Genomic DNA, 12,882 nt, shown 5'->3' with positions numbered 1-12,882 from the left:
ACCGATAACGGGGAGCGGCGGCCGGCTGACTTACGCACAGTCGCCGCTCTTCTTCTATTCTCAGCCTTTGATATTGGCCGCGTCTATCCAGCCAATGTTACCGTCCTGTCGACGGTAGACGATGTTCAAGTGTTCCTTGCCCGGGCTGCGGAAGAGCAGCAACGGCTCGTCGGTCATATCGAGCGCCATCACGGCGGTCGCGACCGACATGGTCTTCAGTTGTTTCGTGCTTTCGGCAACGATCGCCGGCGCAAAATCGGCTGGGACCTCTTCGTCGTCATCCGGTACGCCGTCCATGACGGTGTAGGCGACTTCGATATGACCGTTTGCGTGATTGCTGGCCTGATGGTCCTTGAGTTTGCGTTTGTAGCGTCGCAGACGCTTTTCGATACGCTCGGACGCCGCGTCGAAGGCAAGCTGCGGGTCCATGGCTTCGCCGGCAGCATGCAATACCACGCCACTGTCGAGATGAAGCTTGCAATCGGCCGCAAAGCGCGAGCTGGACTTATGTACAGTTACCTGACCCGAATACCCCCCGTCGAAGTATTTCGTCACGGCCATACCGATCTGGTCCTCAATCCGCTGACGGAAGGAGTCACCAATTTCCATATGTTTACCGGAGACACGCACACTCATGGAGTTTCCCTTCTTGTAGTGGTTATTGCGCGTACCAGTTTACGCCAAGCCTCAAGCTCATCCAAGCACTTCACGCGGTCAAAGACAAATTGCGTATATCGGCCGCCTTCGCGATGATGGGGATAAGTGTCATGGTCGTGCTGTCCTGCAGCGATTGCGGCGGGCTTCTAGCTCTGCCACATCCGAAAGTCAACTGCATCTTAACGGACTGTTAGGGGATCCGCATCCCAGGGTTGCGTTTCATCAATCGTCAGAAACCGGCGACTTTTGCCAGAGCGCGCTTCTCTCGGCGTCGCTGTACGGACGAGGGGATGTTCATGGCTTCGCGGTATTTCGCAACCGTGCGGCGAGCAAGCTCGATGCCGCCCTTTTTCAGCGTATCGACGATATCGTCGTCCGACAGAACCGCATCCGGGGTTTCGTTCGATATCAGCAGGCGGATCCTGTGGCGCACGGCTTCGGCGGAATGGCCATCGCCGCCCTCGACGGCATTGATCGAAACCGTGAAGAAATATTTGAGTTCGAACAGCCCGCGCGGCGTCAGCATGTACTTGTTCGAGGTTACGCGGCTGACGGTCGATTCGTGCATCTTGATGGCATCGGCCACGGTTTTCAGATTGAGCGGCCGCAGATGATCGACGCCATGGATCAGGAAAGCGTCCTGCTGCCGCACGATTTCGCTCGCGACTTTCATGATCGTCTTGGCGCGCTGGTCCAGGCTGCGGGTCAGCCAATTGGCGCTCTGCAGGCATTCGGAAAGGAAGGCGTGGTCCTGGCTGGTCTTGGACACGGATGCGAAATAGGATTGGCTCACCAGCACGCGCGGCAGGGCATCGGGATTGAGCTCCACCAGCCAGCTGCCGTCGGCGGACGGGCGCACGACGATATCGGGCATGATAGCCTCGGAGATGCCGGTCTCGAATCCGCTGCCGGGTTTCGGGTTCAGCTGGCGGATTTCCGCCATCATGTCGAGCAGGTCTTCCTCGTCGACGCCGCAGAGCCGTTTCAGCGTCGCGAAATCGCGCCGTGCCAGAAGTTCCAGGTTCTGGACCAGTCGTTCCATGGCCGGATCGAAGCGATCCTTCTGGCGAAGCTGGATGGTCAGACATTCGCTGAGGGAGCGGGCGAAAACGCCCGGAGGCTCGAGGAGCTGCAAGGCATCGAGGACACGCTCCACATCACCGAGGGTCGAGCCGAGGCGCTCTGCCGTTTCGTTAAGATCGGCAAGCAGATAGCCGGTATCGTCGAGCTGGTCGACGAGATGCTGCGCAATCAGCCGGTCGCCAAAGGCAGGAAGTGTGAATGGGATCTGTTCGTTCAGATGGTCGCGCAGCGACACCTGACCGGCGACGAAATCGTCCAGATCGTAGCTTTCACCGGCTTCACCGCCGGGCATGGATTTCCATTGGCTCAGCAGTTCGGGCGCGTCCGCGCGCTGCGGACTTGCGTCGTCGGAAAAGACATTGCCGAAATTGGCGTCCAGCTCGTTGCTCAGCCTGTCGGCGTTGCCGGTGTTGTCGCTTTCATACCAGTCGCTCGCAAGATCATCCGCGCCGCCTTCGGCGCTGTCGTTGCGGCTATCGCCCGGCGCTTCGAAAGGATCGCTCTTTGCCTCGCGATCGCCATCACCGCCCAAATCCTCGTCATTTGACGCAAATTCCAGCAGCGGGTTCTTCTCGACTTCCTGGGCGATGAACTGGGTCAGCTCAAAATGCGTCATCTGCAGCAACTGGATGGATTGCATCAGTTGCGGTGTCATCACCAGGCTTTGGCTTTGGCGCAGGAAAAGATTGGCCGATAGTGCCATGGCGGACGCGGAACTCCCCTTGAACTTTTCGGGAATTCGCGTTTTTCATCACCAAGATCTTCGCGAAATTCCAATTGGCCCAAAAATTGCGTTTTTATAGGTTTTGGTCAAGCGGAACTGTGAAGCGAAGATAGATTTCGGCAACGCGCCGGGCTTCTATAATATTAAAGGGTAAGCTGGTCGAATTTCAGCCTATCAAAGGCTGAAATTATCACCGAGATAGAGTTTGCGGACTTCGGGGTTGCTGACGATATCGTTGGCTCTGCCATGGGTCAGCACTTCGCCGGCATGGATGATGTAGGCGCGATCGATCAGGCCGAGCGTTTCGCGAACATTGTGGTCGGTGATCAACACGCCGATGCCGCGCGCCGTCAGGTGATGGACGAGGTTCTGAATGTCGGCGACCGAAATCGGGTCGACGCCGGCAAAAGGTTCGTCGAGCAGCATGAAGGTCGGGTCGGTCGCCAGCGCGCGGGCGATTTCCAGGCGCCGCCGCTCGCCGCCCGAGAGTGCGATGGCCGGCACCGTGCGCAGATTGCGGATGTGGAATTCTTCCAGCAACTCGTCGATCTTGTGCTCGCGCTTCGCCTTGTCCTTCTCGTGAACTTCGAGCACGGCGCGGATGTTTTGTTCCACCGTCAGGCCACGGAAGATCGAGGCTTCCTGCGGCAGGTAGCCGACGCCAAGCCTTGCACGCCGATACATCGGCATCGACGTGACATTGTTGCCGTCGATCTCGATCGTACCTTCATCCACCGGCACCAGCCCGGTAATCATGTAGAAACAGGTGGTCTTGCCGGCGCCATTCGGCCCGAGCAGACCAACCGCTTCACCGCGCCGTACCACCAGCGAAACGCCGTTGACGACGCGCCGGGTGCGGTAGGTCTTGGTGAGGCCACGCGCGATCAGGGTGCCCTGATAACGCGCTTTATCCGCGGCCGGTGTGCCCGATGTCGCAGAAGACGGTCCGGGCACGCCGGGTAGGATGGTGGTTGATGTTGTCACGAGGGGGCCAGTATCAGTTTTTCTTTTGTTGCTGCTGCACTTGCTGCGACTTCGGATCGAGCTGGATCTGGACACGGCCCCCGCACGAGTCCAGCTGCGCTTCGCCCGTCGACATGTGCACGGTGAGCTGACAACCGGTGAAAACGTTCGGACCGTCCGTCAGGACAACCTTCTTGCCTTTGAGGGTGGCGAGCTGGTTGGTCATGTCGAAGGCGCCGTCGTCGGCGGTTGCCGTCTGAGTGCCGGAAACGAGGTAGACTTTGTCAGTCACCAGAATGTGGTCGATGTTCGTATTGCCCGACACCAGCGACTCGTTCTGCTCCTTGGCAACCTTGGCGACCGGATTGTCTGCCTGCTTGGCGGCATCGGCAGCCTGCTTCTTCTTGTAGAAGACGGTCATCTTGCCGGCCTGCATCGTGGTGGTGCCCTGAACGACCTTGACGTTGCCGGTAAAGACAGCCTGGCTTTCCTGATCATGGATTTCCAGCTTGTCGCTTTCGATCTGGATCGGCTGATCCTTGGAAAGGGCAAGACCAGGCATCGAGCTGGTCGTCGACTGTGCGCCTGCTTCGGCCGCTGCGAAGACAGCAAGCGCGCTGAAGGCACAGAAAAGGCCGACCTTGCGTAAGCCGGAGTGAAAAATTGAATTTTGCCAATAATTTATCATGAACCGCCCGGCTTCTGTTCGCTAGCTGAATTGTGAAGAGCGGACGGTTCGATATTCATTTGAACCTGCCCGTCGAATAGGATTACGCTTCCCTTATCCGTCATCTTGAGCGAACGCGCAACAACCGACATGCCGCCTCGATAGATGGCAACCTGATCCTGGCTCGACAGGTCACCCTTCTTGACGTCCAGGAACGCGGTCTTGAACTCGGCGCGCAAGCCATTGTCCATCTGGATGATGAAGGGCTCGGTCAGCTTCAGCGTGTCGGCCTGGCGGTCGAAGTCCGCGCTTTGGGCGTTCACATGTGCCATCACGTTGGTATTGACGGGCATGGATGCCTTGATGGCCTTGAGCGTGATCATGTTCGGATTCTTGATATCCTGCAGCGCCTTTTCCGCGAGCATGGAGTAGCTGATGCCGTCCTTGTTGCGGCCGGAGATGGCGGGGCGTTCCATGACCACCTTGCCGTTCTCGATCTTGGCGCCTTCGATCTGGATCTCTGCGGGCAGATAGGCGCGGATGACCGAGACGGTGATGAAGATCAGCGAGACGATCAATGCGGCCAGCGGCAACAGCACCCTCAGTCTCCGCACGCGGGCGGAGTGGAAGGTCGCGTCCTTATACGCACTCCGCTCCGGCAATGAGCGGATTGTCTCGCCGGGGGTCTCGATCGTATTGAGCATGCAACAGGTCCGTCTTTTCTGATTCCGGAGACCGCATTCACGCCATGCGACGCTGTGTCAAAAAGCCTATCGGATCGTTTCGCATTATTGCGCTGGCTTGCCAATATGGATTTTTTTCCGGAGCCAACGAAATTTGGCAGGAAAATATGCCATAAATCGGTTTCATCTGACGGGACGATACCCTATCTGATGAACCGGCAGAGCGACATTCCGCCGACGACATCGAAGACGGGAGCCGCTTTTCTCTAAGGATTGTGCCAGTTTCAAGGTGTCATATATCCGGTTTCAGTTTGTTGCAGGGAGAAATAAGGCGTGATGGACAGTTCTGCAATCGCGGATCGGCGACAATTACGCCGCAAGCTTGGTTTCTGGCGCATTATTGCCGTTTTGCTTCTCGTTGCGCTTGGTTTCGCACTTTATCGCTTCGTTGCGGGCGACCTGCCCGATGTGCGGGGGCCGCAAATCGCCCGTGTCAAGGTTTCCGGACTCATCCAGGACGATCCCGAGCTCCTCGAGCGGCTGAAAAAGATCCGTGACAACGATCAGGTCAAGGCGTTGATCGTTTCCATCTCGTCGACCGGTGGAACGACCTATGGCGGCGAACGCATCTTCAAAGCCATCCGCGCCATCGCTGCCAAGAAGCCCGTCGTGTCCGATATTCGCACCGTTGCCGCTTCGGCTGGTTACATGATTGCAGCAGCTGGCGACAATATCGTTGCCGGCGATACCTCGATCACCGGGTCGATCGGCGTCATCTTCCAGTATCCGCAGGTGAAGGATCTGCTCGACAAGGTCGGCGTTTCCCTCGACGAGATCAAATCGGCACCGCTGAAAGCTGAGCCGTCGCCTTTCCACCCCCCTACCGAAGACGCCAAGAACATGATCCGCAACATGGTCATGGATAGTTACGGCTGGTTTGTCGATCTAGTTGCGGATCGCCGCAAACTGCCGCGCGAGCAGGTGCTGAAGCTTGCAGACGGCAGCATATTCACCGGCCGTCAGGCGCTGCAGAACAAGCTGATCGACACGCTTGGCGGCGAGGACGAAATCCGCGCCTACCTCGAAACGCGCAAGGTCCAGAAGGATCTGCAGATCGTCGATTGGAAGCCGGAAGACAAGAGCTCGTCGTTCTTTTGGCCGGTTGCAGCTTCCCGATTGCTAAACCTGCTCGGTTATGATCCCTTTTTAAAAGGAGAGGGTCTCCAGAAGATCATGACCGATAAGTTGTTTCTTGACGGCTTGCTTTCTGTTTGGCAGGGTGCAGCCGAACAATAAATCAATGATTTAAAGGGGGTAGCCGTGATCAAATCGGAATTGGTGCAGATTGTTGCCGCCCGCAACCCGCATCTCTATCACCGCGACGTCGAAAATATCGTCAACGCTGTCCTCGATGAGATCACCGATGCGCTCGCCGCCGGAAACCGGGTCGAACTTCGCGGCTTTGGCGCATTCTCCGTCAAGAACCGTCCTTCGCGCTCCGGCCGCAACCCGCGCACGGGCGATACGGTGTTCGTCGAAGAAAAATGGGTTCCTTTCTTCAAGACCGGCAAGGAACTGCGCGAGCGGCTGAATCCGGGCGCTGGCGACGAAGAAGAAGACGATAATTGATCGATCGGTTCGGGCCGAACCTTCCATCGAAGTCCTCTCGGATATGATTGTGCCGCGACGCGGTGGCACTTGAATTCGTCAGCCTCTTTTCTATTCTGCGGCTGGAAGCGGCACGCGTGCCGCGAATATAAGGAGCTGCGCAATGGCCAAGAAGATCGTCAATCTGCTGATATTGCTGCCGCTCGGCATTATCTTGATCGTATTTTGCGTTGCCAACCGGCAATCCGTGACGCTGGCGCTCAATCCTTTCAGGCCCGATGATCAGGTGCTGTCGCTGAATGCGCCACTATTCGTACTGCTGTTCGTGACGTTGATCCTCGGCATGCTCGTCGGCGCCGGCGTGACCTGGTTCAACCAGGGAAAGCATCGCAAGCGCGCCCGCAATCAGGCGCAGGAAGCCGTGCGCTGGCAGGCAGAGGCCGATAAGCACCGCACGCGCGCCGAACAGATCGCCGGTCAGCTGCCGTCAAAATGATCCGGCGTCGCCAGCCATCTCTCTCAGCCGCATTTCCTTGTAATTGCCCTCCGGCGAGGCGCCGTCGCCAATGATCTCGAAGCCGAGCCTCTGATAGAAGGATATGGCGCGCTTATTATTGACCAGGCATTTCAGCCGGTATCGCCGCCTCGGCCAATCCGGCAGGGCGGCAAGCAGAGCTTTGCCGGCGCCGCGCCCTTGAAAGGCCGACAGGATATAGAGCATGTGGATGAAGTCGTCCGGCTCCCAGATCGCGGCAAATCCGGCGATCACGCCGTGCTGATCCTCACAGACGAACAAGCGCTCGCCATTCGAATGCGTGGCGAATTCTTCGAGCGTAAAATGGTCGGGATCGACCCAGAGGAATGTTTCGCGGCGAACACGCAGATAGATCTCCGCAAGATGCGGCATATCCTGTTCGTGTGCTGGTCGGATGGTCCAGATATCGGATGTCGATGGCATGATTTCTATATGGGCGCGAAACGCGCCCACGGCAATCAGGCGTTGGCTTGATTGTTGATCGCCGAAGTGAAATCGGCAAAAAACTGCTGCGCCAGCTTCTTGGCGCTGGAATCCACCAGTCGCGAACCGAGTTGCGCGATCTTGCCGCCGACTTGGGCCTTGGCTTCATATTGCAGGATCGTCTCGTTGCCGTCTTCTTTCAGCACGACGTCGGCGCCGCCCTTGGCAAAACCGGCGATGCCGCCCTTACCTTCGCCCGATATCGTATAGCTTTCCGGGGCATTGATGTTGGAAAGCTTGACTTCGCCGTTGAAGGACGCCGACACCGGGCCGATCTTCAATTTCACGGTTGCGGTCAGTTCCGTGGGAGAAACCCGCTCCAGGCTTTGGCAGCCGGGAATGCATCGCTTGAGGATCTCGGGATCGTTGAGTGCCGTCCACACTGCGTCCCGGGGTGCTGCGATCCGCTCCTCGCCGGTCATGTCCATGCGCAATCCTCCCTATGTGACATCTTGTGCATGGATCATCGCAGATCGGAAAGCGCTTTGCCAAGTGGCAGTCAGATGCTATTTGCACGCACATATCAATTTTGAGACAAGCATGGTGAAACATAGGGAAAGCCGGCCCGGCCAGAAAGCCGCGGGCGGTCTCGGGGCAAAACCCCGGCGTGACATGCCCGGCAAGCCACCGGCAAAGCCCGCGCATGCTTCAAGGCCAGCCAAGCCTGCGCGCGATCATGGCGAGCGGGTGAACGAGCCGCGCGATGCGGCGACCGCTTCTGCCGCGCCCGAACGTCCGCTGATCGTGCGAAGCGGCGAGCGGCCGGCCGAGCGCGTGCCGGTCATCCTGGAATCACTGGGTGCCGGGGATTTTCATCTCATTGACAGCGGCAACGGCCTGAAGCTCGAGCAGTACGGCCCCTATCGCATCGTTCGCCCCGAGGCGCAGGCGTTGTGGCCGCCGACGCTTGCCTCGCATGTGTGGGACAATGCCGAGGCTATTTTCACCGGCGATACGGACGAGGACGGCATGGGCCGCTGGCGCTTCCCGCGCGAGGCGCTCGGCGAAACCTGGCCGCTGCAATTGCTCGGCGTCGATTTTCTCGGCCGCTTCACCGCGTTTCGTCATGTCGGCGTTTTTCCCGAACAGATCGTGCATTGGGCCTGGATGAAGGAACAGGTCGAGGCTGCCAAGCGGCCGCTCAAGGTCCTGAACCTCTTCGGCTATACCGGCGTGGCGTCGCTGGTCGCGGCTGCCGCCGGCGCGGAAGTGACCCATGTCGATGCCTCGAAGAAGGCGATCGGCTGGGCGCGCGAAAACCAGGCTCTGGGCCGCATGGAAAAGCTGCCGATCCGGTGGATCTGCGAGGATGCGATGAAGTTCATCCTGCGCGAAGAGCGGCGCGGCAACAAATATGACATTATCCTCACGGACCCGCCGAAGTTCGGCCGCGGCCCGAATGGCGAGGTCTGGCATCTTTTCGAGCATCTGCCGCTCATGCTGGATATCTGCCGCGAGATCCTGTCGCCGAAGGCGCTCGGCCTCGTGCTGACGGCCTATTCGATCCGCGCCAGCTTCTACTCGATCCATGAATTGATGCGCGAAACCATGCGCGGCGCCGGCGGCGTCGTCGAATCCGGCGAGCTCGTCATCCGCGAGGCCGGCCTTGATGGCCGCACGCCGGGCAGGGCGCTTTCCACCTCTCTCTTCAGCCGCTGGGTACCGAAATGACACAGGATTTCCGTAGTGACGGCCCGCGCAAGGTCGGACAGGTCAAGGAGGTCACCTCGCTTGCCAATCCGATCGTCAAGGATATCAAGGCGCTGACGGTCAAGAAGTCCCGCGAGGAAAGCGGCGCGTTCCTGGCCGAAGGGTTGAAGCTCGTGATCGACGCGCTCGAACTCGGCTGGACGATCCGCACGCTGGTCTATGCCAAGGCCGCCAAGGGTAAGCCTTTGGTCGAGCAGGTGGCCGCCAAGACGGTGGCTGCCGGCGGGCTGGTGCTGGAAGTCAGCGAAAAGGTCATTGGTTCGATCACCCGCCGCGACAATCCGCAGATGGTGGTCGGTGTCTTCGAACAGCGCTGGCGGCAGCTTAAGGACGTCAAGCCGAAGGCGGGCGAAACCTGGGTGGCGCTCGACCGCGTCCGCGATCCCGGCAATCTCGGCACGATCATTCGCACCGCCGATGCGGCCGGCGCTTCCGGCGTCATCCTCGTCGGCGAGACGACCGATCCGTTTTCGTTGGAAACCGTGCGCGCCACCATGGGCTCGGTCTTCGCCGTTCCGGTCGTCAAGGCGACGCCGGAAGAGTTTCTCGCCTGGAAGAAGAAGGCCGATGTCTCCGTCGTCGCCACCCATCTGGCCGGTGCGGTCGACTATCGGACCATCGATTACAAGAGGAAGCCTGTCGTCATTCTAATGGGCAACGAGCAATCCGGCTTGCCGGATGTCCTTGCGAAAGAGGCTGATGCGCTTGCCCGCATCCCGCAAACCGGCCGCGCCGACAGCCTCAATCTGGCGGTTGCCACGGCGGTCATGCTGTTCGAGGCCCGCCGCCATATCCTGACACTGAGCGAGACCCGATGACCGAAAGCGAGACCCACGAACAGCCGACGGCAAAGCCGGCCCTGTTTTCACGGCCCCTGCCGATCCTGATCTTCATCGTGATTGCTGTTATCCTCGATCAGGCTGTCAAGATCATGGTCGATCACTGGCTGCCGCTGCAGGAGACGGTGCCGGTCATTCCGATGCTGGCACTCTATCGCACCTACAATCTCGGCGTCGCCTTCTCGATGCTGTCGGGCATGGATGGCTGGTTCATCGTCGGCATGCGGCTCGTCATCGTGGCCTTCGTGCTCTGGCTCTGGCGGCACACCCCTAATTACCGCTGGCTCGCGCATCTGGGCTTTGCCCTGATTATCGCCGGTGCGCTCGGCAATCTGATCGACCGCTTTCTCTATGGCCATGTGATCGACTACATTCTCTTTCACACGGAGACTTGGTCCTTCGCGGTATTCAATCTGGCCGATAGTTTCATCACCGTCGGGGCGGCCTGCGTCATTCTCGATGAACTTCTAATGCCGAAAAAGGCCAAAGCTTAAAATTCTAGCGAATCCCTGAAGGCATCGGGAACGGTGCCTATGCTAGCCAGATTGCATGAGCACTCTGGCAAAACTGCAGGAAAAGCCTGCCGCTGATATCACTCGCGATGAAACGCGATCGATCGAAGGGCTGACTGGGAACGGACTGCCCCTCGCGGAAGCGACCGAGACCTTGCGGGAGGCGGAACGGCGCCCGGCGCCGCCAGCACGGCCACGATGGCTGCAACGCCATTGGCTGAACGGCGGCGGCCTGGTTGCCGGTATCGTCTTTCTCGCAATCGGCTTTGCCGGAGGCCCGCTGACGCTGGCCGGCGTTCTCGCCCTTGTGGCGCTTACCCTCGCAGTCCTTGGCGTCTTCAACAGTTGGAAATCCGCCGGAAAGCCTGCTGCCGCCGCCGCCGATCTCAGCGAGAGCGACCACGATCGTCTTTGGGAGCGCAAGGAAAGCAATAGCCTGCTTGCCACCATCCATGATGCGCTTGGCGACATCACGGTCATCCGCAGCATCGACCGGCGGATCCTGGATGCCAATGCCACTTTCCGCAAGCTGACGGGCAAATCCAATCTCGAGGGCTTGACGCTGGAAGAGACCGGCCTGGTCTTCCGCGCCGTCACCGATGCCAAGCATCAGGATGCGGAGATCGCCACGCCCGAAGGCAACCGCATCTTTGCCTGGCACGATGTCATATTTCGCGATCCGTCGAGCGGGCAGCTGTGCATACAAAGCGTTGCCCGCGACGTGACGGAAGAGCGACAGACGGCCCGTCTTCGCGAAGATGCGAGGTTGAAGGCCGAATATAACAGTGCCGCCAAATCGCGGTTGCTCGCCACCGTCAGCCATGAAATTCGCACGCCTCTCTCCGGCATTCTCGGCATGAATCATCTGCTCGCCCAGACGCCGTTGACGTTGGAACAGGCTAATTACCTGACCGGCATCCGTCAGTCGGGCCATGCGCTGGTGCAGCTGGTCGAAGACCTGCTTGATTTCTCGACGATCGAAGTGGGCCGCTTCCAACTGCATCCGCGCAAGGAAGCATTGCGACCGCTGCTCGAAGGTGTCGTCGAAATGCTTGCCCATCGCGCCCATGAAAAGGGCATCGAAATTGCGGCGAGCGTTGCAGCCGACGTTCCCGAGATGATGGAATTCGATCCTGCCCGACTGCGTCAGGTCTTGTTCAATGTCCTCGGCAATGCGGTGAAGTTCACGCAGACGGGCGGCGTCCTCGTTCGCGCCAGCCTGCAAGGGCAGGACCTGACGATATCGGTGCAGGATAGCGGTCCGGGCATGACCGAAGAAGAGCAGGCCCGCGTTTTCGGCGAATTCGAGCAGGCCGGCAGCGTCGTCGAAAGAAGCGCCGGCACCGGGCTCGGGCTCGCCATCTCCGCACGCATCCTGCGGGAGTTCGGTGGCAGGCTCAAGGTTGCCAGCGAACGCGGCAAGGGCACCGAGTTCACCATCAGCTTCCCCGTAGGCCTGGTCGCCGAGGAGACCGGAAACGGCCGGCACGATACCGTGCTCAAGGGCGCGCGCGTCCTGCTGCTGGCGCCCGAAGGGGCAGCAAGCACAGCGATCGCCCAGACCATTCGCACCTTGGGTGGCAATTGCCGCGTAATCGGCGCCGAGGATATGAATGTCCTGACGCGATCGTTCGCCAGCGAGGATGGCCCTTGGACGGACCTGATTGTCGATCACCGTATGGCGCCGCTTTATTTCCGCGAGGGTAACGAGTTGGTGATGCCGGCGCTACGCAAGATTTTCCTCGTCAATCCCGAGGAGCGCAATACGCATCCGCTCGATCTTTTTGACGCCTGGCTCATCCGCCCGCTGCGCGAGCAATCGCTGATCGACGTGCTGAGCGGCCGCATGCGCGGCATGGAAAAGCGCGACACCGTAATCGATGGCGTGTCCGAGATCGGCATCACCACGCCCGAGTCGGAAGATCCCGCACTTGAGATCCTGCTCGGCGAGGATGATCCGGTCAACGGCATGCTTGTTCGCGCCATGCTCGCCAAGGCGGGTCATAGAGTTCGCCTGGTCGAGGATTTCGATGGCCTGCGCGCCCGTGCTGAGAATGCCGAAGCACGGCCGGACGTGATCGTCACCGATTTCAACATGCCTGGAGGCTCCGGCGCTGCCGTGCTCGCACAATTGCGCGCGCAGGAACGCCGGCAATCCCTGCCGGCGCTGCCGATCATCGTGCTGACCGCCGACAGCCGCGATGCAATCCGCCGTCAGGCATTGCTTGCGGGAGCTGATGCCGTCATCGTCAAGCCCGTCGATCCCGATCGCCTGATGACCACCGTGCAGAACCTGTCGCGGCGGACGCTCGAACGCGCCTAGCAGAGGCGATCCCACTTTCGCATGAAAGTCCCGACGCCGGCTCACCAATGCCCGATGGTGAGCCGGGGCGATCCTCAACCGCAGGCTATCGCTCT

14 protein-coding genes are annotated in these 12,882 nt (G+C 59.7%); 7 read left to right on the top strand and 7 right to left on the bottom strand.

The features are described from left to right. Positions 1-60: 60 nt before the first annotated feature. The 5 genes from hpf to lptC all read right to left on the bottom strand — a co-directional run bounded on the left by hpf (position 61) and on the right by lptC (position 4,798). Complete coding sequence (gene hpf / locus GA0061102_RS01045; RefSeq protein ID WP_004120733.1) at positions 61-636, bottom strand: ribosome hibernation-promoting factor, HPF/YfiA family; 576 nt, start codon at positions 634-636, stop codon at positions 61-63. A gap of 250 nt (positions 637-886) precedes the next feature. After that, positions 887-2,443 carry an RNA polymerase factor sigma-54 gene (gene rpoN, locus GA0061102_RS01040; protein ID WP_092843195.1) on the bottom strand — a complete coding sequence of 519 codons (1,557 nt, stop codon included), beginning with the start codon at positions 2,441-2,443 and terminating at the stop codon, positions 887-889. Positions 2,444-2,638: 195 nt separating this feature from the next. Further along, positions 2,639-3,430 (bottom strand): LPS export ABC transporter ATP-binding protein, encoded by a 792-nt coding sequence (lptB, locus tag GA0061102_RS01035; RefSeq protein ID WP_092843664.1) that lies wholly within the window; start codon positions 3,428-3,430, stop codon positions 2,639-2,641. Between the two features lie 31 nt (positions 3,431-3,461). Continuing rightward, on the bottom strand, positions 3,462-4,115 hold the full coding sequence (locus GA0061102_RS01030) for an LptA/OstA family protein (protein WP_092843193.1): 654 nt from the start codon (positions 4,113-4,115) through the stop codon (positions 3,462-3,464). After that, positions 4,112-4,798: an LPS export ABC transporter periplasmic protein LptC gene (lptC, locus tag GA0061102_RS01025; protein ID WP_092843192.1), complete on the bottom strand. Its 687-nt coding sequence runs from the start codon at positions 4,796-4,798 to the stop codon at positions 4,112-4,114. The genes GA0061102_RS01030 and lptC overlap by 4 nt, the downstream gene beginning before the upstream one ends. Positions 4,799-5,113: 315 nt before the next feature. Here lptC and sppA point away from each other — a divergent pair, with 315 nt between their 5' ends. The 3 genes from sppA (at position 5,114) to GA0061102_RS01010 (ending at position 6,881) form a co-directional block, all read left to right on the top strand. After that, complete coding sequence (gene sppA, locus GA0061102_RS01020) at positions 5,114-6,073, top strand: signal peptide peptidase SppA (RefSeq protein ID WP_092843190.1); 960 nt, start codon at positions 5,114-5,116, stop codon at positions 6,071-6,073. Between the two features lie 24 nt (positions 6,074-6,097). Further along, a complete protein-coding gene (locus GA0061102_RS01015; protein WP_092843188.1) occupies positions 6,098-6,406 on the top strand; it encodes an integration host factor subunit beta in 309 nt (102 codons plus the stop codon). Between the two features lie 142 nt (positions 6,407-6,548). After that, complete coding sequence (locus tag GA0061102_RS01010; RefSeq protein ID WP_092843186.1) at positions 6,549-6,881, top strand: LapA family protein; 333 nt, start codon at positions 6,549-6,551, stop codon at positions 6,879-6,881. On the opposite strand, the gene GA0061102_RS01005 is transcribed toward GA0061102_RS01010, so the two are convergent. Next, positions 6,873-7,343: a GNAT family N-acetyltransferase gene (locus GA0061102_RS01005; RefSeq protein ID WP_092843662.1), complete on the bottom strand. Its 471-nt coding sequence runs from the start codon at positions 7,341-7,343 to the stop codon at positions 6,873-6,875. The genes GA0061102_RS01010 and GA0061102_RS01005 overlap by 9 nt on opposite strands. Positions 7,344-7,378: 35 nt before the next feature. After that, positions 7,379-7,831 (bottom strand): SRPBCC family protein, encoded by a 453-nt coding sequence (locus GA0061102_RS01000; RefSeq protein ID WP_092843184.1) that lies wholly within the window; start codon positions 7,829-7,831, stop codon positions 7,379-7,381. Between the two features lie 115 nt (positions 7,832-7,946). Between GA0061102_RS01000 and GA0061102_RS00995 the strand changes: the two genes are divergently transcribed. Genes GA0061102_RS00995 through GA0061102_RS00980 form a run of 4 tightly spaced genes read left to right on the top strand, consistent with a single transcriptional unit; the run spans position 7,947 to position 12,787 of the window. Next, positions 7,947-9,074 (top strand): class I SAM-dependent methyltransferase, encoded by a 1,128-nt coding sequence (locus GA0061102_RS00995; protein ID WP_167667864.1) that lies wholly within the window; start codon positions 7,947-7,949, stop codon positions 9,072-9,074. Next, entirely contained in the window at positions 9,071-9,931 is an 861-nt protein-coding gene (locus GA0061102_RS00990; RefSeq protein WP_092843180.1) for a TrmH family RNA methyltransferase, read from the top strand. Before GA0061102_RS00995 ends, GA0061102_RS00990 begins: the two co-directional genes overlap by 4 nt. Continuing rightward, positions 9,928-10,446, top strand: coding sequence for a signal peptidase II (gene lspA, locus GA0061102_RS00985; RefSeq protein WP_092843178.1), 519 nt, complete (start codon positions 9,928-9,930; stop codon positions 10,444-10,446). The genes GA0061102_RS00990 and lspA overlap by 4 nt, the downstream gene beginning before the upstream one ends. Positions 10,447-10,501: 55 nt before the next feature. Continuing rightward, the gene (locus GA0061102_RS00980; protein ID WP_092843176.1) at positions 10,502-12,787 is read left to right on the top strand and encodes a hybrid sensor histidine kinase/response regulator; all 2,286 of its coding nucleotides are present in this window, start codon (positions 10,502-10,504) and stop codon (positions 12,785-12,787) included. Positions 12,788-12,882 lie beyond the last annotated feature (95 nt).

The organism is Martinezella miluonensis, assembly GCF_900094545.1.
GTDB classification, from domain to species: Bacteria; Pseudomonadota; Alphaproteobacteria; order Rhizobiales; family Rhizobiaceae; genus Rhizobium; species Rhizobium miluonense.
This window is presented reverse-complemented; position numbering and strand designations above follow the sequence as displayed.

Bases quoted from the DNA above. Each gene is read 5' to 3' on its own strand.
- hpf (WP_004120733.1), bottom strand. From the start codon at position 636: ATGAGTGTGCGTGTCTCCGGTAAACATATGGAAATTGGTGACTCCTTC.
- rpoN (WP_092843195.1), bottom strand. From the start codon at position 2,443: ATGGCACTATCGGCCAATCTTTTCCTGCGCCAAAGCCAAAGCCTGGTG.
- GA0061102_RS01030 (WP_092843193.1), bottom strand. From the start codon at position 4,115: ATGATAAATTATTGGCAAAATTCAATTTTTCACTCCGGCTTACGCAAG.
- lptC (WP_092843192.1), bottom strand. From the start codon at position 4,798: ATGCTCAATACGATCGAGACCCCCGGCGAGACAATCCGCTCATTGCCG.
- sppA (WP_092843190.1), top strand. From the start codon at position 5,114: ATGGACAGTTCTGCAATCGCGGATCGGCGACAATTACGCCGCAAGCTT.
- GA0061102_RS01010 (WP_092843186.1), top strand. From the start codon at position 6,549: ATGGCCAAGAAGATCGTCAATCTGCTGATATTGCTGCCGCTCGGCATT.
- GA0061102_RS01005 (WP_092843662.1), bottom strand. From the start codon at position 7,343: ATGCCATCGACATCCGATATCTGGACCATCCGACCAGCACACGAACAG.
- GA0061102_RS01000 (WP_092843184.1), bottom strand. From the start codon at position 7,831: ATGGACATGACCGGCGAGGAGCGGATCGCAGCACCCCGGGACGCAGTG.
- GA0061102_RS00990 (WP_092843180.1), top strand. From the start codon at position 9,071: ATGACACAGGATTTCCGTAGTGACGGCCCGCGCAAGGTCGGACAGGTC.
- lspA (WP_092843178.1), top strand. From the start codon at position 9,928: ATGACCGAAAGCGAGACCCACGAACAGCCGACGGCAAAGCCGGCCCTG.
- GA0061102_RS00980 (WP_092843176.1), top strand. From the start codon at position 10,502: ATGAGCACTCTGGCAAAACTGCAGGAAAAGCCTGCCGCTGATATCACT.